Source organism: Frankia canadensis (assembly GCF_900197875.1).
In the GTDB taxonomy this organism is placed as follows: domain Bacteria; phylum Actinomycetota; class Actinomycetes; order Frankiales; family Frankiaceae; genus Frankia; species Frankia canadensis.
The window spans coordinates 1-20,400 of the sequence record NZ_FZMO01000027.1 but is presented as its reverse complement, the minus strand read 5'-3'; the positions used below and the strand labels follow the sequence as shown (position 1 = coordinate 20,400).

Annotated in this window: 16 protein-coding genes; 8 read left to right on the top strand and 8 right to left on the bottom strand. The window is 74.7% G+C overall.

Annotation, left to right across the window (positions count from 1 at the left end; genetic code table 11):
• Positions 1 to 206: 206 nt before the first annotated feature.
• Positions 207 to 617, bottom strand: a complete 411-nt coding sequence (locus C1A33_RS03815; protein WP_101830141.1) for a molybdenum cofactor biosynthesis protein MoaE — start codon at positions 615 to 617, stop codon at positions 207 to 209.
• 289 nt (positions 618 to 906) lie between these two features.
• Between C1A33_RS03815 and C1A33_RS03810 the strand changes: the two genes are divergently transcribed.
• From C1A33_RS03810 to C1A33_RS03800, 3 genes are all read left to right on the top strand, one after another.
• Positions 907 to 2,301, top strand: coding sequence for a zinc-dependent metalloprotease (locus C1A33_RS03810; protein ID WP_101830138.1), 1,395 nt, complete (start codon positions 907 to 909; stop codon positions 2,299 to 2,301).
• Positions 2,302 to 2,483: 182 nt separating this feature from the next.
• The gene (locus C1A33_RS03805) at positions 2,484 to 3,686 is read left to right on the top strand and encodes a ThiF family adenylyltransferase (protein ID WP_101830137.1); all 1,203 of its coding nucleotides are present in this window, start codon (positions 2,484 to 2,486) and stop codon (positions 3,684 to 3,686) included.
• A gap of 94 nt (positions 3,687 to 3,780) precedes the next feature.
• Positions 3,781 to 5,664, top strand: a complete 1,884-nt coding sequence (locus C1A33_RS03800; protein WP_101830136.1) for an ABC1 kinase family protein — start codon at positions 3,781 to 3,783, stop codon at positions 5,662 to 5,664.
• Between the two features lie 125 nt (positions 5,665 to 5,789).
• Here the strand turns inward: C1A33_RS03800 and C1A33_RS03795 are convergent, their stop codons facing one another.
• The 4 genes from C1A33_RS03795 to C1A33_RS03780 form a co-directional block, all read right to left on the bottom strand.
• Positions 5,790 to 7,361, bottom strand: coding sequence for an alkaline phosphatase family protein (locus C1A33_RS03795; protein WP_423748033.1), 1,572 nt, complete (start codon positions 7,359 to 7,361; stop codon positions 5,790 to 5,792).
• Positions 7,362 to 7,461: 100 nt separating this feature from the next.
• A complete protein-coding gene (locus tag C1A33_RS03790; protein WP_101830135.1) occupies positions 7,462 to 7,749 on the bottom strand; it encodes a WhiB family transcriptional regulator in 288 nt (95 codons plus the stop codon).
• Positions 7,750 to 7,859: 110 nt separating this feature from the next.
• Complete coding sequence (locus C1A33_RS03785; protein ID WP_101830134.1) at positions 7,860 to 8,315, bottom strand: hypothetical protein; 456 nt, start codon at positions 8,313 to 8,315, stop codon at positions 7,860 to 7,862.
• 136 nt (positions 8,316 to 8,451) lie between these two features.
• On the bottom strand, positions 8,452 to 10,671 hold the full coding sequence (locus tag C1A33_RS03780) for an ATP-dependent DNA helicase UvrD2 (RefSeq protein ID WP_101830133.1): 2,220 nt from the start codon (positions 10,669 to 10,671) through the stop codon (positions 8,452 to 8,454).
• 95 nt (positions 10,672 to 10,766) lie between these two features.
• Between C1A33_RS03780 and C1A33_RS03775 the strand changes: the two genes are divergently transcribed.
• Both C1A33_RS03775 and C1A33_RS03770 read left to right on the top strand, forming a co-directional pair.
• Positions 10,767 to 11,006: a mycoredoxin gene (locus C1A33_RS03775; protein ID WP_101830132.1), complete on the top strand. Its 240-nt coding sequence runs from the start codon at positions 10,767 to 10,769 to the stop codon at positions 11,004 to 11,006.
• Between the two features lie 242 nt (positions 11,007 to 11,248).
• Positions 11,249 to 12,793 (top strand): ANTAR domain-containing protein, encoded by a 1,545-nt coding sequence (locus tag C1A33_RS03770; RefSeq protein WP_243407148.1) that lies wholly within the window; start codon positions 11,249 to 11,251, stop codon positions 12,791 to 12,793.
• A 69-nt stretch (positions 12,794 to 12,862) separates the two neighbouring features.
• Here the strand turns inward: C1A33_RS03770 and C1A33_RS03765 are convergent, their stop codons facing one another.
• Together C1A33_RS03765 and C1A33_RS03760 are read right to left on the bottom strand one after the other, a co-directional pair.
• Positions 12,863 to 14,233, bottom strand: a complete 1,371-nt coding sequence (locus C1A33_RS03765) for a M16 family metallopeptidase (protein ID WP_101830130.1) — start codon at positions 14,231 to 14,233, stop codon at positions 12,863 to 12,865.
• Complete coding sequence (locus C1A33_RS03760) at positions 14,230 to 15,582, bottom strand: M16 family metallopeptidase (protein WP_101830129.1); 1,353 nt, start codon at positions 15,580 to 15,582, stop codon at positions 14,230 to 14,232. Before C1A33_RS03760 ends, C1A33_RS03765 begins: the two co-directional genes overlap by 4 nt.
• Positions 15,583 to 15,850: 268 nt before the next feature.
• Here C1A33_RS03760 and C1A33_RS03755 point away from each other — a divergent pair, with 268 nt between their 5' ends.
• The 3 genes from C1A33_RS03755 (at position 15,851) to C1A33_RS03745 (ending at position 19,576) form a co-directional block, all read left to right on the top strand.
• Entirely contained in the window at positions 15,851 to 17,332 is a 1,482-nt protein-coding gene (locus C1A33_RS03755) for a PucR family transcriptional regulator (RefSeq protein WP_101830139.1), read from the top strand.
• Between the two features lie 65 nt (positions 17,333 to 17,397).
• Positions 17,398 to 18,210 (top strand): endonuclease/exonuclease/phosphatase family protein, encoded by an 813-nt coding sequence (locus tag C1A33_RS03750; RefSeq protein WP_101830128.1) that lies wholly within the window; start codon positions 17,398 to 17,400, stop codon positions 18,208 to 18,210.
• Positions 18,211 to 18,328: 118 nt separating this feature from the next.
• The gene (locus C1A33_RS03745) at positions 18,329 to 19,576 is read left to right on the top strand and encodes a MerR family transcriptional regulator (RefSeq protein WP_101830127.1); all 1,248 of its coding nucleotides are present in this window, start codon (positions 18,329 to 18,331) and stop codon (positions 19,574 to 19,576) included.
• A gap of 25 nt (positions 19,577 to 19,601) precedes the next feature.
• Here the strand turns inward: C1A33_RS03745 and C1A33_RS03740 are convergent.
• A partial coding sequence (locus C1A33_RS03740; protein WP_133150554.1) for a RecB family exonuclease occupies positions 19,602 to 20,400 on the bottom strand: 799 nt, incomplete at its 5' end.

Here is a 20,400-nt window from a genome sequence, read left to right as displayed (position 1 = left end):
GGAATCGGGCGGGCGAGCGCGGCCATGCTGCGCCGGTAGCCCTCGATGGTGAGCATGGCTTCGGAGGTGCGGTCGGGCCGGGTGCGCAGCGCGACCCACGCGATCGTCAGGAACACGGCGGCGGGGGGGATCAACAGGAGCCACATGGAAGGCCTCGACGTCGAGACGAACAAGAAGATGACTTATTTCTATCGTAGGTGCCCCGCTCAGCAGGCGCCCACCCATTCCGCCGCGCCATCCGCAAAAATCTGGTGTTTCCAAATGGGAACCTGCGCCTTGATGTCATCGATCAGACGACGACAGGCGGCGAATGCCTCGGCCCGGTGCGCCGCGCCCACCGCGACCACGACCGCCATCTCCCCCACCCGGAGGTGCCCGGTGCGGTGGGTCACCGCGATCGCGCGCACATCGCGGCTCGCCGCCACCTCGGCGGCGAGCCGCCCGATCTCCGCCGTGGCGCGCGGATGCGCTTCGTAGGCGAGGTCTGTCACCGGGCGACCGTGATCATGATCGCGCACGGTGCCCACGAACAGCGCGATCCCGCCCACCTCGGGGAGCAGGACGGCAGCCATGCACTCGTCGACCGACAACGCGCTGTCACGAACCTCCGCCAACATCACCCGGCCGGGCGGGCTCGTCCGGCCCTCCCCGGGACCACCCGCGCCACCGGGCGCGGCCGGGCCCGGGTCCCACGGGCCACCCGGCGCTCCCGCCGCCACGGGAGGCGCGCCGCCACCTGCCTCGTCCGCCGTCGGGATGATCGCGGGAGAACACATCGGGTCCACATCCACGACCGTAACCGGACGTGGCAGCATCCGTTCCGGCCAGAAGGCAGAAAACGCATTACCGTGGGTTCATGGCCCAACCGCGCATGCGACGCCCAGCTCTCCGATCAGGTCACGTCCGATGAGTGGCGACCTCCCGTTCGGCTTCAGCCCGTCGGGCGGCGGCGACGAGTCCCGCTCCCCGTTCGGGGGCAGCGCGCCGTTCTTCGCCGAGCTGGAACGGCTGCTGTCCTGGCAGGGCGGCCCGGTGAACTGGGAGCTGGCCCGGCAGGTGGCCGTGCGCTCGTTGGGCGACGGCGCGTCGAGCGTGCCCATGGGCCAGCAGCATCTCGTCGCCGAGGCGCTGCGCATCGCGGACGTCTGGCTCGACCCGGTGACCACCCTGCCGTCCGGGGCGACCGCGGCCGCGGGCTGGTCCCGGGTGGAGTGGATCGAGAAGACGCTGCCGGTGTGGCGCACGCTGTGCGACCCGATCGCGGCGAAGGTCGTCGAGGCGATGCGCACGGGCATCTCCAGCGGCCTGAGCCAGCTCGGCGGTGGCGGGATCGAGCTGCCCAGCGAGCTGCGCGACGCGCTGCCCCCGGGCGTCGACCTCGGCTCGCTGATGTCCGCGGGCGGGCCGATCGTCCAGATGATGAACCAGGTCGGCGGGATGCTGTTCGGCGCCCAGGTGGGTCAGGCGATCGGCACGCTGGCCGCCGAGGTCGTCTCGTCCACCGAGGTGGGCCTGCCACTCGGGCCCGCGGGGACGGCGGCGCTGGTGCCCGCCGGGGTCGCCGCGTTCGGCTCCGGGCTGGAGTTGCCCGAGGACGAGGTGCGCATCTACCTCGCGTTGCGCGAGGCCGCCTCGAACCGGCTTTTCGCGCACGTCCCGTGGCTGCGCGCGCATGTGCTCGGCGCGGTGGAGGAATACGCCCGCGGCATCGCGGTGGACACCGAGGCCGTCGGCCGGGTCATGCGGATGGTCGACCCGACGGCGCTGATGAACCCCGAGCGGCTGTCCGAGGCGCTCGGCGAGGACGTCTTCAACGACGCGACCACCCCCGAGCAGAAGGCGGCGCTCACCCGCCTGGAGCTGATCCTCGCCCTCATCGAGGGCTGGGTCGACCATGTGGCGGATGCCGCGGCCGCTGGTCATCTGCCCGGCTCCGGCCGGCTGCGGGAGATGGTCCGCCGCCGCCGGGCCGAGGGTGGCCCGGGCGAGCAGACCTTCTCGACGCTGGTCGGCCTGTCGTTGCGCCCGCGCAAGCTGCGCGAGGCCGCCGCGCTGTGGGAGGCGCTCGCCGAGGCTCGCGGCCGGGAGGGCCGGGACGCCGTGTGGGCCCATCCGGACCTGCTGCCCACCGCCGACGACCTGGCCTCCCCGGCGACGTTCGTGAGCGGGGCGGCGGCCAGCATCCTGGACGACCCGATCGCCGAGATCGAGAAGCTGCGCGACACACCCCCCGCCGAGGGCGGCGGGCCGAAGGATCTGGGCCCGGGCGACGGCCCCGGCGCGGCGAACCCGCCGGCCTGAGCCGGGCGGCGGGCCGCGTGCGGCGGAGCCCACAGGACTCTCCACAGGCCCTCCACAGCGGTTGTCCACAGCCTCGCCTCGCGGCGGACCCCGTGGCACGGTAGGGCGCGGCCGGCCTCGTGGCCGGTGCGCCCGAACTCGTATCCGGTGGCCCGCGCCGCCGGTGGACCCGCGGAGGATCCATGCGCCCGATCCTCAAGCCCGGCCTGCGTCGCCTCTGGCACAACGGCTCCACGCTGCAGCTCGGCATCGACCCGGCCGCCGCCGTGCTCGTCACCGGCCTGCGCCCGGCGCACGCCGCCGTGCTCGACGCGCTCGACGGCCGCCGCACCCTCGAACAGGTGCGGCTCGCCACCAGCGCCGCCGGGCAGGACCTGCTGGACCTGCTGGACGACGCCGGCCTGCTCGACGACGCGGCCGCCCGGCCCGGCCTCGCGGCGCTGCCCGCCGCCGAGCGGGACCGGCTGCTGCCCGACCTCGCGGCGCTGTCGATGCGGTCGGTGGATCCCGGCCGCCCGTCGCGGGCACTGGCGGCCCGCCGGGCCGCCCGGGTGCTCGTGCGGGGCGCCGGCCGGGTCGGCGCGCAGATCGTCACCCTGCTCGCCGCGGCCGGGGTGGGCCGGGTCGTCGTCGACGACCCGGCGGAGGCGACGGCCGCCGATGTCTCCCCGGGCGGCCTGCGGCTCGACGACGTGGGCCGCCCCCGCGCGCTGGCCGCGGGGGCCGCGATGAGCAGGGTGCGCCGCGAGTGGGCCGGGCCACGGCCCCGGTCGGACGGTGGGCCGGGTCGGTTCGAGGCGGATCTGGTCGTGCTCGCCCCCGTCGGGCCGCCGACGGTCGCGCCGGCCGACTGCCTCGAGCTGGAGCGCCGCGGCGGCGCCCACCTGCTGGCCGGCGTGCGGGAGACCAGCGGGGTCGTCGGCCCGCTCGTCGTGCCCGGCGTCACCGCCTGCCTGCACTGCCAGCATCTGCACCGGCAGGGCCGCGATCCGGCCTGGCCGCTGCTCGCGATGCAGCTGGTCCGCCCACGAACCATCGGGCACGACCCCTGCGAGATCACTCTCGCGAGCCTCGTCGCCGCGCTCGCGGCCATGCAGGCGTTGACCTACCTCGACGGCGCTGCCGGCCACGGCACCGAACCCGGCCGCCTGTCCGACAACTCCGACTTCGCCCCGCCGCCCGCAACCGTCGATACTGAGATTTTCCACACACCGACGTCCGCTTCGGCATCGCTTCCCGTAACGGCGAACGGCGCCCTGGAGCTCGCCGTTCCGGACTGGCGGATCCGCCGGCGCAGCTGGCCGGTGCACCCCAACTGTCCCTGTCGCACGGCCCGAACGGCCGCCGCGGTCGTCCCTGGCCCCCCGCGCGACGAGGACGGTTGAGGCTGGGCCGCCGGCACACCGGGACAGCTCCGGCACCGGGTCCATCACCGGCCGCCACTGCCCGCGGTGGGCCCCGAGGGGGCACGATGGAGCGGTGTCCGACATCCCGCGGCGGGCCGTCGTCCGCACCGCCAAACTGGCCACGCTCCCACTCGGGATCGCCGGCCGGGCCACCCTAGGCGTCGGCAAGCGCATCGGGGGCCGGCCCGCGGAGGCCGTCGCCACCGAGCTCCAGCAGCGCACCGCGGCGCAGATCTTCCGCGTCCTCGGTGAGCTCAAGGGCGGGGCGATGAAGCTGGGGCAGGCGCTGTCCGTCTTCGAGGCGGCGCTGCCCGACGAGGTGGCGGCGCCCTACCGGGCGGCGCTGACCAAGCTTCAGGAGGCGGCGCCGCCACTGCCCGCCGCCGTGGTCCACCGTGTGCTCACCGAGGAGTTCGGCGAGCGCTGGCGGGACCTGTTCGCCGAGTTCGACGACACTCCGAGCGCGGCGGCCAGCATCGGCCAGGTGCACCGGGCGGTCTGGGCCGACGGCCGGTCGGTCGCGGTGAAGATCCAGTATCCGGGCGCCGGGCCGGCGCTGCTCGCCGACCTCACCCAGCTCGGGCGCGCGGCACGGCTGTTCGGCGCGGTGACGCCGGGGCTGGACATCAAGCCGCTGGTCGAGGAGCTCAAGGCGCGGATCACCGAGGAACTCGACTATCGGCTGGAGGCGGCCTGGCAGTCGGCGTTCGCGGCTGCGTACGCGGACGATCCCGACATCGTCGTCCCGCGTCCGCTCGCCGGGTCCGACCGGGTCATCGTCAGCGAGTGGATCGAGGGTGTCCCGCTGTCCGCCGTGATCGCCGACGGCACCGCCGAGCAGCGGGACCGGGCCGGGCTGCTGCTGGTGCGCTTCCTGTACTCGTGCCCGGCGCGCGCCGGGCTGCTGCACGCCGACCCGCATCCGGGCAACTTCCGGCTGCTCGCGGACGGCCGGCTCGGCGTGCTCGACTTCGGCGCGGTCAACCGGCTGCCCGGCGGCCTGCCCGAGCCGATCGGGCGGCTGGCCCGCCAGACGCTGGAGGGCGACGCGGAAGCCGTCGCCGCCGGGCTGCGAGCCGAGGGCTTCATCCCACCGTCGGCCGAGATCGAGGCCGACGTGCTGCTCGACTACCTCGCGCCGATGCTGGCGCCCATCACCGAGGACGAGTTCGCCTTCTCCCGGGCCTGGCTACGCGGGGAGGCCGCCCGGCTCAGCGACTGGCGCTCCGCCACCACGCAGCTGGGCCGCCAGCTCAATCTCCCGCCGTCCTACCTGCTCATCCACAGAGTCACACTCGGGGCGATCGGGATCCTCTGCCAGCTCGGCAGCACCGGCCCGTTCCGCGCGGAGATGGAACGCTGGCAGCCCGGCTTCGCCGAGCCCGGCTCCCCGCCCGCGCGGGCCGCCGCGCACGCCAACCGGCCCGAGCGCACACTGCCCGAACTGCGGGTACGCGACGAGGCCGGAGTCATCCGCGCGGCGCCCGGCCCCGTCGTCCTCACCGACCCCCCACGTACCCGCCGCCGCCGCTCCGCCGCCGGTCCCACTGCCGGTGCGGCCGGTGCCGGAGCCGCCGCTGCGGCCGGTGCCGGAGCCGCGAAGCCGGCCCGCCCGGGTACCCGAACCCGTAAGGCCCCGCCCGCGGCGAAGCCCGGCCAGGTTCCCGCTCAGGCTGGGGCCGCCGAGGTGAGCCGACCGCCGAGACCCCGCCGGCCCTCCGGCCGCGACGGTGGTCCGGCCGGCACCACGACGACGCCCCCCGAGGCGAGCTCGCCCGGCCCCGACGCGTCCGCCGGCTCCCCCGCGGCATCGCGTCCGTCGCAACGCAAGCGAGCTGCCCGGACGAAGCCGACACCCCCGAGCCAGACGCCCCCGGCACCGGCACCGGCACCACCGTCACCGGCGTCACCGGCGTCACCGGCGTCAGCCGACGAATCGGCAGCCGCCGCCGACTGAGGACGCGGGAAGCGCGCCAACCGCGACTTAGTCGTTGTGGATCCAGGCGGCCGCCACTGATGACCATGCGGGCGAGCCGACGTGTTACCGCGGGAACACGCGGTCCCGCGGGACCGGGGCGTGCCCTACGGTGCGGTGGGGGTGGTGGGTTCGGGCGGAACGGCTGACTGGCCCAGGTAGATGAAGCCGTAGCCCTCGTCCCGGAACGGGATGCCGGTGGCCCGCAGAGCCTCGCCCCAGTCGCCACGGCAGGTCGGGTCCGCCGCCTCGGAGCCGTGGTCGGCGGTCAGCAGGATCGCCGTGTCGGCCAGCAGGCCGCGTTCCTCCAGCAGGTCGAGGAACGCGACGAGGCGCGCGTCCGCGTCGCGCAGCGAGGCCCGGGCCTGCTCCGAGTAGGGGCCGCCGCCGTGGTGGCCCGTGTCGGTGACCGTCGTGTTCCACCACATGACGTCGGGTGGTGTCGCGTCGGCGCCCCAGAGCTGGACGACCTGGGCGAGTCCCAGCGCGTCCACCCGGGTCGACCAGGCGTAGTCGGGATTCTCCCGCACCCAGCGCTCGCTGGCGTGCGGGTCGCCCTCGGCGGGCGGCAGGTAGTCGTTCATGTCCCCGGGCCCGTCCCCGGCGCCGGCGCCCATCTCTCGGACCAGGCCGAACGTCGAGTAGTGCGCCCCGCGGTCGACCGGTTCGTTCACGCAGGCGCTCACCGCGTCCGGCCGCTCGCGGGTGACCGCCTCGAAGAGGGTCTCCACGCCGTCGCGGAGCTGGTCGCAGGCGGCGTGCCAGGTCTTCACGTCGTTGACGATCACCTGGCGGCCGACGGCGCGGTCGAAGTAGACGTTGTGCAGGATCCCGTGGCGTCCCGGTCCGACGCCGGTCAGCGCCGAGGTGTGGTTGGTCAGCGTCACGCTGGGAAATTCGGCGATCGCCCCGCCGGCCAGCGCCACGCCCTCGGCAAGCAGCCGGGCCACGCCGGGCAGTTCGCCGGCGGCGGCCATGGCGAGCAGGTCGTTGCTGTTCGCGCCGTCCCACAGCAGGCCGACGACGTGGCGCGCGCCCGGGCCGACCAGCTCGGTCAGCGCGCTCCCCTCGGGGTCGCGCATGCTGACGCCGGCGAGGGTCGCGAGGGTTGGCGCCACGTCGATGACGCGGGCCGCCTCCGGGTGCGTCCCGCGCGCGCGGACACCGGCCCCGGACAGCAGCAGCGGAGCGCGCGACTGCCCGGCGTCGAGCGACCCGTGCTCGCCGAGATGGCCGCCCCGCTCCGGCCAGTAGTGGCCTGGAGTGTGCACGACGATCAGGTCGGGTGAGCGGGTGGCGTCGCCGAGCGCGGACAGCAGACGGCGGCCGGCGAACGGGTAGGCGTTGCGCTCGTTCGGCGGGGACGGATCCGCGAGCGCGGCGGACAACGGCACCGCGAACATCGGATCCTGCGAGGCCAGCGGGTGGCGCCCGAAGCGGAGTTCCCACGGGCCGTCGGGATCGGCGACCGGCAGCCGGGCGGAGCCCGCCGCGTTCGCGACGTACAACCAGTCCGCGTCGACCCAGGCGACGAGATCGACGATCGCCGCCAACTCCGGTGCCGTGAGGGCGGCGACGGCCAGGGACAGCTCGTCGACGCCGCCCGCGGGCCCCGGCACCCCGTCCGCCTCGGTGACCGGTCCGGTCGACACTGGATAGACACGCTCGCTGCTGGGCACGCCGGCACAGTACCGGGACTCGCCCGAGCACCGGAAGAAATGACCGGCCAACGCCAGCCGGCGGGACACCGAATCATCGGTGTCCCGCCGGCTGCTCAGCTCAGGCGGCGACCTCCTCGGGACGCACCTTGCGGGGACGGCCACGGGGCCGCTTGCGGGGCACGACGGTGCCGGTCACGACCAGCTCCCCACCCCACACCCCCCAAGGCTCGGCGCGGTCGAGGGCGGCGGCGAGACAGGCCGGCCGGACCGGGCAGGTACGGCAGACGGCCTTGGCGGTCTCCACGTCCGCCGGGGACTCAGCGAAGAACATCTCAGGATCGGCGTCCCAGCAGGGTAGGACGAGCTGATCCCGCTCGATCCGGGAGACGATCGAGTGATCGAACACCGGTGTCACCTCTCACACGGGTTGGTCTTCGAGCGGATGGACAGGGAAGCGAAAACGACAAAGGCCGCGATCCCCATGGGGATCGCGGCCTCGACGACGGCTCCGCGGAGCTAGTCCGGGAGCGGATCGCGAACGGATCCCGAGCTGAGGTGACGGTGTGCGGGCATGGGCGCCTCGACAGCCGTGGCTCCGGCGGCCACCGCGACCACGGACGCCTGGGCATTCCCGCCGGCCGGCCGCGGGGCGATGCCGACGAACGGCGTGCCGAAGGCGTCGGTACCGAAGGCGGTCGCGCACAAGGTGGCCGGGCCGAAGATCGACGTGCCGAAGATCGACGTGCCGACAGCCGGGGTGACGCCGTCGAATCCGTCGACAAGCGCGCCGCCGGGCCGCGAATCGCCGATACCGAGCCCCTGGATACGGAGGCCGTCGATACCGAGGCCGCCGATACCGAGGCCGCCGGCGGCCTTCACCGCCGCAACGGTCGTCGCGGCCAGGACGCCGGACCGATATCCCCACGGACGGGTGACCTCGCTGCCCACTTTGTCCATCAGAATGCTGAGCACGTCGAGATCACCTCCTTCTCGGGGCCAGGGAACGTGACCGTTCCGCCGGCGTGGTCGTCGGGCGTCGTGGGTAACGGTAGAAGGCCGCCGCGAGAACCTCAACGTATTTTCTGTGTCGCGTGTCGGACACGAAAAGTCACGAAAGTGTGCCCTCCGGCCCCGTCCGCGGGGTGCGCCCGGCGACCAGGTCGAGGGTGGCCTGGCCGTACCGGTCGAGCTTCGCCTGGCCGATTCCGGGAATCCGCACGAGCTCGGCGACCGACGCGGGGCGGGATTCCGCGATCGCGCGCAGGGTCGCGTCCGTGTAGATCACGAAGACGGGGAGGCGCAGCTCCCGCGCGGTCGTCGCCCGCCACGCCCGCAGCCGCTCGTACAGCGCGGCGTCCACGTCGACCGGACAGCCGTCGCAGTGCCCGGCCCTGGCCTGGGGCCCGGTGAGGGCGCAGCCGCAGACCCGGCACCGCACCGCCGACCGGCCGCGGCCCGCCGACCGTCCGGCCGCGCCCGAGCGCCCGCCCTCGTCCCCGTCGACGCCGGGCCCGCCGCTCGCTCCCAGGCCCCTACCGGCACCACTTACACCGCCGGCACCGGGCCGCCCGCCGCGCACGGGCCGCAGATCGTCCAGGAACCGGGACGGGCCGCGCACCCGGCGGCCACCCGGAGCACGGGCCAGCGACCAGGACAGGACCAGGTGCGTGCGCGCCCTGGTCACCCCGACGTAGAGCAGGCGGCGTTCCTCCTCGACCTGCTCGGGCGTGCGCGCGTGGACCAGCGGCAGCGTGCCCTCGGTGAGCCCGACCAGGAACACCGCGTCCCATTCGAGCCCCTTGGCCGCGTGCAGGGTGGACAGGGTCACCCCCTCCACGGTGGGCAGGTGTTCGTGGGCGGCGCGGTCGGCGAGCTCGGCGACGAACTCGGCGAGCCCCGCCTGCGGCGACCGAGCGGCGAGGTCCTCGGCGAGCCGGTGCAGGGCCGCAAGGTTCTCCCAGCGCTCCCGCTCGGCGCCGGACCCGGTAGCGGGAGTGCGAGGATTCCAGTTCAGCGCGCCGAGGGCGTCCGCGACGGCGTCGGCGAGCCCCTCGGGGCGGTCGGTGTCGGCCGAGCGCACCGCCCCCCGCAGCAGCTGCATCGCCTTGACGACCTCGGCGCGGGCGAAGAACTTCTCCCCGCCGCGGACCAGGTAGGCGATGCCCCCGGCGCCGATCGCGGCCTCGTACGCCTCGGACTGGGCGTTCGTCCGGTACAGCACCGCGATCCGGCTCGCCGGGGTGCCCCGGTTGAGCAGGGTGCGGATGCGGCTGACGACGGCGGCGGCCTCGTCCGGCTCGCTGTCACATTCCAGCCACACCGGCGCCGGGCCGGGCGTGGGCACCGCGACGAGCCCGGTGGCCGGACTCGCCCGCACGAGCCGGTTGGCCAGCGCCACGACCTGCGGCGTCGAACGGTAGTCGCGCACCAGCCGGACGACGGTCGCTGCCTGGTGGCGACGCGCGAAGTCGAGGAGGTAGCGGGGCGAGGCGCCGGCGAAGGAGTAGATGGTCTGATGTGGGTCGCCGACGACGCACAGGCTGTCGCGATCGCCGAGCCAGGCCTCCAGCACCCGCTGCTGGAGCATGTTGACGTCCTGGTACTCGTCGACGACGAAGTGCCGGTAACGGGCGCGCAGCTCGGTGGCGACCCAGCTGTGCTCCTCGATCATCGCCGCGGTGAGCAGCAGCAGGTCCTCCATGTCGAGGACGCCGGCCTCCCGTTTGACCTCCTCGTAGGCGGCGTAGAGCCGGGCGATGACGTCGGCGGGCATCGCGGTCTCCCGGCCGCTCGCCGCCGCCGCGGCCGCGTAGTCGGCCGGCGACAGGAGCGTGGCCTTCGCCCACTCGACCTCGGCGGTCAGGTCGCGCAGCTCGGTGCGTTCGGCGCGCAGCCGCAGCCGGGACGCCGCCCGGGCCATGTGGGGGATCTTGCTCGACTCGGGCTTGGGCAGCGGCCCGCCGGCCACGGTCGGCCAGAAGTAGTGCAGCTGCCGCAATGCCGCCGAGTGGAACGTCCGCGCCTGCACACCCGGCACGCCCATCGACCGCAGCCGGCCGCGCAGTTCGCCGGCCGCGCGGGTTGTGAAGCTCACGGCGAGGATCTGATCCGGACCAACCCCACGATCCACGACCATGTGGGCGATTCTGTGCGTGATCGTGCGCGTCTTGCCCGTACCGGCACCGGCCAGGATGCACACTGGTCCCAGCGGCGCGCCAGCCGCCGCCCGTTGCTCCGGGTCGAGCGCGCCGAGCAGGTCGTCAGCCGCGGGTGCGGCGGACGGGGGCGACCCGGCGGAGTGGGCGGTGGGGGCAGGCGATCCGGACATCCCTCGACACGGTAGTACCGGACGGGGCCGGGAAGCGCCGACGATGCGGCGCTGTTACACGGTGGGTTGCGTCCCTGTGGCTTGGAGGCTCTTTCGTGCTCACGATCTACACGACTTCCTGGTGCGGCTACTGCGTTCGGCTGAAGCACCAACTCGATCGCGCCGGGGTGGAGTACAAGACCGTTGATATCGAGAACGACCCGACAGCAGAGCAACTTGTCCGCGATGCGAACAACGGGAACGCGACCGTGCCGACGGTGCTCTTTCCCGATGGCACTGTGATGACGAACCCGAGCCTCCGCCAGGTCACCGAGAAGGTCACTTCTGCCGCATAACGGATACGTAGAGCAACGACATCCCGGGAGTTCTTACCTTCCCACCGCACACGCGGCCGGCTCGTGGGACGGTGTCCGTCACTGCCCGTGAAGTTTGTGGGAGAGTTCGGCCTGTGTCGTCAGCACCTTCAGAACAGGCGTGGAGCACCGTCGATGCCGCGCTGCGGGCCGTTCGCGCCCTGGACCGGATGGAGACAGCCTGTTTCGTCGTGGTATCAGCGACGACTGCGAGCTATCTCCGTGTGTCGGGAACCCTGCCCGGTCTCGACGAGGGAACCCACTTTCCACGCGCGGACAGCCTGACCGCCCGCGTGCTCGACGGTGCCCCCGCCGCGGCGGCCGGCGTCGGCGTGGGGCATCCCTCAGCCGACACCGCCGAGCATCGCCAACTGGGGGTGCGCAGCTATCACGCGTCGCCGGTGATCCGGCCGGACGGTCGGCTGCTCGGCGTCCTGGTCGGCCTTGACCACGGCGACGTGCCCGTCTCCGCGGATGACCGGGCCCTGATCCGGGGCGTCGCCGACGCGCTGGGAGCGGCGGGTGACGCACCCGCGCCATCCCCGCCGACGGTCTCGGCCAACGGGCCCCGCCCAGGTCCTCCACAGCCTTCGGCGTCCCCCGCACCGACGCCGCCGACCACAGCGACTCCGCCTGCCGCGCCGGCTCCGCGGGCCGAGGAGACAGGGCCGGCCGAGGAGACAGCGCCAGCCGCGGAGACAGGGCCAGCCGCGGCGGCCCCACCTCCCGCGGCGGGGCCGGCGACCGCGGCCGAACCGCCTGCCAGCGGTGCCACGGCGTCGTCCGGCCCGGCATCCGGCGGCGAGCCGGCGCCCGCGGGCCAGACAGGCCAGGACCAGGATCGGGATCGGGCTCCGCAGGAGGCGCCCGCCCCGGCGCCGCCGCCCGCGGCCCCGTCACCCAGTACCACCGCGCCGGCCTCCGCCACCCCCGGCTCGCCGCCGCGCGCGCCCGGGCCGGCCGGTGAGGGCGGCGCCCCGGCCGCGACCCCGCGCCCGCCGGGCAGGCCGACGCCGACACCACAGACGATCGCCCGGGCGCCGCGGCCTGGCCCGCCCGGGCGGCCGGGGTCACCGCGTCCAGGACCCCCGCCCGCGCCGCCCGGCGGCGGCACCGGCCCTGGCGGGCCACCGGCGGCGAAGGGTGCCCCGACGGCGCCGCGACGCGCCTTCTCCGACATGCGGCTGCGCCGGACGACGGCCGGCTGGATCGTGGAGGGCCCCGGCACCGAGATTCGCCCGGTCGGTGACCTGCTGTCCGCGATGGTGCTCGCCGACCTGCTCGCCGAGGACCTCGCCCCGCCCGGGCGACCGCGCCGGGCCGAGCGCGACCTCGGCGAGATCGAGCAGCTGCGGCTGTCCGTCGTGCAGCTCGAGCATGCGCTGGCGTCGCGAGTCGTCGTCGAGCAGGCCATCGGCGTGCTGGCCGAGCGCAACCAGATCCGGCCGCGGGAGGCGTTCGAGCGGCTGCGACGGACCGCGCGGGGCATGGGCCGGCGGGTGCACGACCTGGCCCGGCAGGTCGTCGACTCGGTCGGCGACCCTCGGGCCACCCTGCCGGGCGAGCTCGCCGGCCGGCCGGCCCCGCCACCGCCCGGCGGCGGCTCCGGGACAGGCGGGGGCTCCGGGACCGGCGGGGGCGGGGCATCGGCGGCAGCGCGCCCCCCGGCGGGGTACCGCCCGGGGCGGGCGCCGGTGGGAGCACTCCCCGGCCCTCGCCGCCGCGCTCCGCGTCCACCCGACACTGACCGGGTCCAGCCGCGACACTGACCGGCTCCCGCGCCGAACCGACCGGGCGCCGACGACGCTCGGTCGGTCGGTCGGGACGGTCCGAGTCGGTCAGGCGTCCGCGACGAGGCCGAGCGCCCCGACGGCGGCCGCGATCCGGGCCCGGTCACCGACCAGGACGGTGACCAGCCGGGTGGGCGCGAGCAGCTCGGCGGCGGCGGCCCGCACGTCGTCGAGGGTGACCTCGGCGAGCGCGCGGGGATGGTCGCGCAGGTACTCCACGCCGAGGCCGACGCCGGCGAGCGCCGACAGCGTCGCGGCGAGCCCGGCGGCGGTGGCGCTGCCGAGGGCCAGGGTGCCGACGGCGTACTGGCGGGCCGCGTCCAGTTCCTCCTGGGTCGGCGGCAGCACGGCGAGGCGGCCGAGCTCGTAGCCGATCTCCAGCAGCGCAGGGCCGGTGACCTCGGTGGCGACGTCCGCGGCCACGGTGAACCGGGAGCCCACCTGGTAGTGGTCGACCGAGCTGCGCGGCGAGTAGGTGTAGCCCTTGTCCTCGCGGATGTTGTCGACCAGCCGCGAGCTGAAGTACCCGCCGAAGATCGTGTTGGCCAGCCGCTGCGCCGGATAGCCGGGGGCGGACCGGTCGAGCGCCTCGCCGCCGAGGCGGATGTTCGTCTGCACCGCGCCGGGCCGGTCAACGATGATCAGCGGGCCGGTGCGCAGCGCGGGCAGCGGCGGTGCGGGGTCGGCTGCCCGGCCCGTCCAGCCGCCGAGCGACGCGGTGACCGCGGCGATCGCCCGCTCGGCGCGCACGTCGCCGACCAGGGTGAGGATGGCGCCGGCCGGGGAGACGCGCTCGGCGTGCAGGGCGCGCACATCCGCCGGCCCGACCTGGCCGACGACCTCGGGATCGGCGATCCCGGTCGCGTAGGGATGATCGCCGAACAGGCGCTCGAGCAGCGCCTCGCGGGCGATCACCGCCGGCTGGCTGCGGGCCACCGCGGTGTCCTCGACGATGCGGTCGCGCTCGCCGGCCACCTCGTCGTCTGGGTAGGTGGCCCCCCGCAGCACCTCGGCGAGGATCTCGAGCAGCGGTTCGAGGTTCGTCGCGAGGGCCGAGCCGACGACGGCCAGCCGGTCGCTGTCGACGCCGGTGGACAGCGAGCCGCCGAGCCGCTGCACCTGGGTGGCCAGCCCCACCCGGTCGAACCGGGGCGACCCGGTGAACAGCGTCTCCGCCAGCACCTCGGCGCGGGCCTGGTGGGCGGCGCCGGCACCGGCGAAGGGGATGCGCAGGCGCACCTCGACGATCGGCACGCTGGAGCGCTCCACGACCAGCACCCGCAGCCCGTTGCCGAGGGTGTGATCGGTGACGGCGGGCAGCTGGGCCGGGACGGTCGGGCGCACCGCCGGGATGACGCCGGTGGTCGCGGCCGGCGCCGAGGACGAGGGATCGGTCGAGGTCACGGCACTCCTGATCATGAATCGGCGCCAGCGTGCAGTTCGAGGACGGAGCGGCCCTGCGCCAGCAGCGATCCGGCGGCGGCGGCGACCGCCTCGCCGGTGACCGCGGCCAGCTCCGCGGGCAACTCGTTCACCAGCTCGGCCCGGCCGCGGTGCAGCTCGTGCACGGCCATCGCCAGCGCCCGGCCGAGGGCGTCGTCGGCCTCACGCAGCAGCGAGGACGCGACCCGCGCCTGGACCCGCTCCAGCTCGCCGTCGGCGAGGCCGTCGCCCGCCAGCCGGGACAGCTCCTCGTCGACGGCGGCGAGGACCGCGTCGGCGCTGGCGTCCTCGGACTGGCGGGCGTCGAGGGTGAGCAGCAGCGGGTCGCGCTGCTCGAACGGATTGCCGAACGTGCCGAGGTAGGCGCTGACACCGAGGACCGACCGGTCCTTCTGCACCAGCCGGCGCTCCAGGCGGCTGGCGTCGCCGTCGCTGAGCACCTCGGTGAGCAGGTAGTAGGAGAGGTAGGTGGACAGGTCACCGATCGGGTCCGGCACGCGGTAGCCGACGGCGAGGGCGGCACGCGGGGCCAGCGGGTCGGTGATCGACGCCCGGCGCTCCGCCGTCGGGACCGGCTCGGCGAAACTCGCCCGCGGCGGCACCGCGCGGGCGGGGATGTCCCCGAAGTACCGCTCGACGAACGTCAGCGCCTCGGCGGGATCGACATCGCCGACGATCGTGAGCACCGCGTTGCCGGGCGCGTAGTACTTGTCGAAGAAGTCCTCGGCGTCGTCGAGGCTGGCCGCGGCGAGTTCGGAGAAATCGCCATAACCGTTGTGCGCGTTCGGGAACGTGTCGAACGCGACCGGCGGCAGCCTGATCCAGGGAAATCCGCCGTAGGGCCGGTTGAGGACGTTGACCCGGATCTCCTCCTGCACCACGGCGATCTGGTTGTCGAGGTTCTGCCGGGTGATCTTCGGCGCGCGCATCCGGTCGGCCTCGAGGAACAGGGCCAGCTCCAGGGCGCCGGACGGCAGCAGCTCGAAATAGTCCGTGAAGTCCGGATGGGTGGAGCCGTTGAAGATTCCGCCGGCGGCCTGCACGTGCTTGGGATGCTCTGCCTTCCCGACGTTCTCGCTGCCCTGGAACATCAGATGCTCGAACAGGTGCGCGAACCCGGTGCGCCCTTCGGGCTCCGACCGGAAACCGACGTCGTAGTGCACCGAGACGGCCACCACCGGGGCCGTGCGGTCGGGGGCGAGAAGGACGCGCAGCCCGTTGTCGAGCCGGGTCCGCTCGATCGGATAGGAGGATGCCGGCAGCGCCGACCTCGCGGCGGCGGAGCCGACCGGACCGGGTTCTCTAGGCGACGACACGGTTGTCACGCTACTGCCCGCGCCGCCGGGCGGGTGGCGAAGGACCGCGTCCCACCCGCGTCCCACCCGCGTCACGCGGCCGATCGGGACTCGCCGGGACCGGGGACGATCGCGCGGCCCGGCAAACCCTAGTATCACGCCAGTGACCAGAGCGCGCAGGACGCCGGTCGCAGCGTCCACCGCGCCGCGTTCCGCCGCGGCGACGGGCGCGGACCAGCGGCGAGGGTACGGAGGCAATGTGCCGCAGATGCCGGCCCTGACCCGGCAGACTGTTCCCATGGCACAGTTTCCGGCCGGCCTGCCCACCACTCTTGCGGGTGAGGTTGACCGTCTGGGTGAAGAGATCATGGCGGCGATCGCGCGCGAGGTCCCCGCGTATGCCCGCCCGCTGGAGGGCGGGTTCGGCCGGGGGGTGCGCCGCGGGGTCGCCGAGGCCCTGCACCGGTTCCTCGCCGTGGTCGAGGCCGGTCCGCAGCGCGCGCCGGACCTCGCCGCCAGCCGGGAGGTGTACGTCCGCCTCGGGCGGGGCGAGGTGCGCTCCGGGCGTTCGCTGGACAACCTGCTCAGCGCGTACCGGGTCGGCGCGCGGGTCTCCTGGCGGCGCTTCGGGGAGGCCGCCGCCCGCCACGGCGTCGACCCGGCGGGTCTGGTGAGCCTCGCTGAGATGATGTTCGCGTACATCGACGGCATCTCCGCCGCGTCGGCGGAGGGCTACGCCGCCGAGCAGTTCACCGCCGCCGGGGAACGCGAACGCCTCCTGGACCGCCTCGGCGAGATGCTGCTGACCGGGGCGAGCGAACAGGCCGTCGCCCAGGTCGCCGACGAGGGCGGGGTGTCGCTGCCCCGCCGCCTGGCCGCCGTCCTCATCCCCTCGGGCCGCCCGAGCGCCCCCCGCCCCAGCGGGGAGGCGAGCACCGGTGGGGCGGCCCCGGGCCCCGGCACAGGACAGTTCCCGCCGCTCGCGGACTGCCCGCGGACGGTGCAGGGGCAGGACACATGGCTGTTCGTCGGCGCCACCGACCGCGGCTCGACTCGCGCGGCGCTCGCCACGCGGCTGGCGGGGCTCGGCGCCGTCATCGGCCCGGCGGTGTCGTGGGGGCAGGCCGCGGCAAGCGCCACGCGGGCCCGTCTCGCCCACGACGCCCGGGCCGCCGGCCGGCTGACCAGCGCCGGCGGCGTCGATCCGCTGTTCACCGAAGAGCATCTGAGCGCCCTGCTGCTCGCCCGCGACCCTGGTCTCGTCACGGACCTCGCGACCCGCCGGCTCGCCCCGCTCGACAGCCTGCCGAGCCGCACCCGAGAGCGGCTCGCCGAGACCTTGCTGCAGTGGCTGTCGCTGCGTGGGCAGCGCGGGCTTATCGCCGAGCGGCTGCACGTCCACCCACAGACCGTGCGGTACCGGGTCAATCAGCTGCGCCAGCTCTTCGGTCCCTGCCTGGAGGATCCGGACGTCCGCTTCGACCTCGAGCTGGTGCTGCGCGCCGGCGCGGCCGACGCCCGTTGCCCCGGGCCGCCCGCGGCGGCGAAGGGCTCCCCCGCGCCCGGGCCGCCCGGGTCCACCGGGTCCACCGGGTCCACCGGGTCCACCGGTCAGGAGGCCATGGGCGCCTCGGCCGGCGAGGATCCGGCACCCGCGCTGGCTCGTCTGGGACGGCATCGCACGCCCCGCGCCGACGACCCGCCGCACCACGCGGTCAGCGTGCCGCATCACGCCGTCGACCCCACGGCGTCGCCCCCACCTGATCCTGCCGTCCCCTGACCGTCACGGGTCGCGGCAGTGGACGAGACGGTGGGGAACGGCGTCCGGGCGGGTACCGTCCTCGCGTGCGGCTCGGCTCGTTCAACGTGATGCACGGTCTGTCGCTCGTCGACGGTCAGGTGGCGCCGGACCGGTTCGCCGCCGCCGTCGCCGGGCTGGGGACGGATGTGCTCGGTCTGCAGGAGGTCGATGTCGACCAGCCGCGCTCCGCCCGGATGGATCTGGCCGCCGCGGCCGCCACGGCGCTGGGCGCCGCCGCCGAGGACTGGCGGTTCGTTCCGACCGTCTATGGGACGCCGGGCGCGCATTGGCGGCCCGCGACCGGACCGCCAGCGCGCGGCGAGCCGGCCTACGGCATCGCGCTGATCAGCCGGTTTCCGGTCGTCGAGTGGCGGGTGATCGAGCTGGGCCGGGCCCCGATCCGCTCCCCGATCGCGGTTCCCGACGGCGCTGGCAGGCGCGCTCGCCTGATCCTGCTGGACGACGAGCCCCGGATCGCCATCGCCGCCCGGATCCGCACACCCGGCGGCCCGCTGACCGTCGTGACCACACATCTGTCGTTCGTACCCGGATGGAACGTGGCTCAACTGGTGCGGCTCGCCCGTCGGCTGGCGCGAGTCGACGGCCCGTTCGTCATGCTCGGTGATCTGAACCTGCCCAGCCGGCTGCCGTCCATACTGACCGGCTGGCGCCGCCTCGCCGTCACGCCGACGTACCCCGCGCCGGCGCCCCGCGTGCAGCTCGACCACATTCTCGCCCGCGGACCCGTCGGTACGGTCAGCGCGGTCCACAGCCGCCGCACCGCCATTTCCGACCACCGCGCCCTGCTCGTCGACCTCGACGACGTCGACGACCCCCGGACTGACTGGCCTTCCTGAGCTGTCCGCCGTCGCGGCGGCTCGGGCAACCGGTCGGCCACGGTTGACCTTGCCCCATGGGCAGGCCACATCGTCGGGTGGCGGCAGGACACCCCGTCCGGCCCCGAGGAGGCGACCGGTGACGGAGCTGTTGTCGATCGGCGCGTTCGCCCGGCTGAGCCGGCTGTCACCGAAGGCGCTGCGGCTCTATGACGAGCTGGGCCTGCTGCGACCGGTCCGGGTCGACCCCGGCTCCGGCTACCGGCGTTACTCGCCGGATCAGCTTGAACAGGCCCGCCTCGTGGCGTGGCTGCGCCGGCTGGACATGCCGCTCGCCCGGATCCGCCGGATCTGCGCGCTCGACGCCGCCATGGCCAGCGCGGAGATCCGGCGCTTCTGGGCGGAGACCGAGGCCGCGGTGGCGGCGCGACGTGAGCTGGCCGCGGTCCTCGTCGAGTACCTGTCCCGAAAGGACGTGGACATGCCGAACTCCAAGCCGGTACCGCCGGCCGACGGCAGTGCGACGACCTGGCCGTCCGCCTCAGCCGGTGAGCGGCCGGAGGCATCGGGCGGCCCGGCGGCCGAACGGCTGGCGCTGCGCCACGCCGCCCTGTCGGATCGCGGCCTGGTCCGACCCGGCAATCAGGACGCGGTGCACGCCGGGCCGACCGTGCTGGCCGTCGCGGACGGGTTCGGCTCCGCCGGCGCACAGGCGGGCGAGGCCGCGGTGAACGCCCTGCGCCACTTCGATGCGTCCGCCGCGGCCCCGGGCGAACTGCTTGGTTTCCTCGCGGATGCGGTGGCGCGCGCGAACCGTGCGGTGCGCGACCTGAACCGGACCGACGACCGGCGAGAACATGATCATCAGGCCACGCAGACGCAGGCGCAGACGCCGATCGGCACCACCCTGACCGCCCTGCTGTGGACCGGATCGGCCCTGGCACTCGTCCACATCGGCGACTCCCGGGCCTATCTGCTGCGCGCGGGCGCTCTGCGGCAGATCACCTACGACCACACGATCGTCGCTTCGATGGTCGAGGACGGACGGCTGCGGCCGGAGGAGGCCGCGACCCATCCTCAGCGGATGCTGCTGTTGCGCGCACTGGACGGGGGTTCCGCGGCCGTGCCCGACATCGGCCTGCGCGAGGTGCGGCGCGGCGACCGGTATCTGCTCTGCTCTGACGGCCTGTCCAGCGCGGTGCCCGCCGACGCGCTGCGCCAGATCCTGGTCGGCGCCGCGGAGCCCGAACGGGCGGTGCATGAACTCGTCGACCTGGCGACGGCCGCGGGCGGCGTGGACAACATCAGTTGTGTTGTCGCGGACGTGGTGGGCGCCGAGGGCGCCGAGGGCGCCGAGGGCGCCGAGGGCGCCGACGACAGTGGCTGATCGCTCGTCAGTCGGGAGGTGACGGTCAGCCGGTGGAGGTGTGGGGCCGGGCGAGGAGGGTGGCCAGCTCGTCCTCGGTGAGCAGCGGGGGGTGGACGACCTCGCCGGTACGCACGTAGAGGAAGGCGGCGTCGACGGCGGACGGGTCGACGCCGCGTAGCCGGGCCCAGGCCAGCCGGTAGATGGCGAGCTGGAGGTCGTCGGCGGACGATCGCCCGGTCTTCCAGTCGACGACCTCCCAACGGCCGCCGCCGAGGGCGTAGACGGCGTCGATCCGGCCCCGAACGATCCGGCCGGCGAGCGGCAGCTCGAAGGACTCCTCGATCGCATACGGCCGGCGCGCGCCGTATGGGCTGCGCAGGAACGCCTCGCGCAGCTCGTGCAGGTCGTCGTCGGACAGCTCGGCATCCATGGCACCTTGCAGGTCGTCGTCATCGAGCAGCGTCCGGTGGTCGAACAGCTCCTCGACCCAGGCGTGGAAGCGGCTGCCCCGGCGCGCCGCGGCGACCGGCCGACGAGGCAGCGGGCGAACGAGCTCGCGGGCGAACGCGGCCGGGTCCGCGCGCATGCGGACGATCTCCGAGGCGGTGAGGTTCGCGGGAAGCGGCACGTCGAGCCGGGGGACGCGGGCGGCGCGCTCCTCGGTGAGCAGCAGCACCGTCTCCCGGTCCAGCTCGGCGAGCAGGTCCCGTTCCGCCCTGGTCAGCCCGGGCGGGTCGACGCCGGCCGCGCCCCCACCGTCGGGCCTCGCCTTCTCGTTGGACCTCGTCTTCTCGTTGGACCTCGTCTTCTCGTTGGACGGGGGGTCGGGCGGGGGATCGGAC

Coding starts and splice junctions, on each gene's coding strand:
- C1A33_RS03815 (WP_101830141.1), bottom strand. CDS start 617: ATGTTGGCGGAGGTTCGTGACAGCGCGTTGTCGGTCGACGAGTGCATG.
- C1A33_RS03810 (WP_101830138.1), top strand. CDS start 907: ATGAGTGGCGACCTCCCGTTCGGCTTCAGCCCGTCGGGCGGCGGCGAC.
- C1A33_RS03805 (WP_101830137.1), top strand. CDS start 2,484: ATGCGCCCGATCCTCAAGCCCGGCCTGCGTCGCCTCTGGCACAACGGC.
- C1A33_RS03780 (WP_101830133.1), bottom strand. CDS start 10,671: ATGTCCGGATCGCCTGCCCCCACCGCCCACTCCGCCGGGTCGCCCCCG.
- C1A33_RS03765 (WP_101830130.1), bottom strand. CDS start 14,233: ATGATCAGGAGTGCCGTGACCTCGACCGATCCCTCGTCCTCGGCGCCG.
- C1A33_RS03755 (WP_101830139.1), top strand. CDS start 15,851: ATGGCACAGTTTCCGGCCGGCCTGCCCACCACTCTTGCGGGTGAGGTT.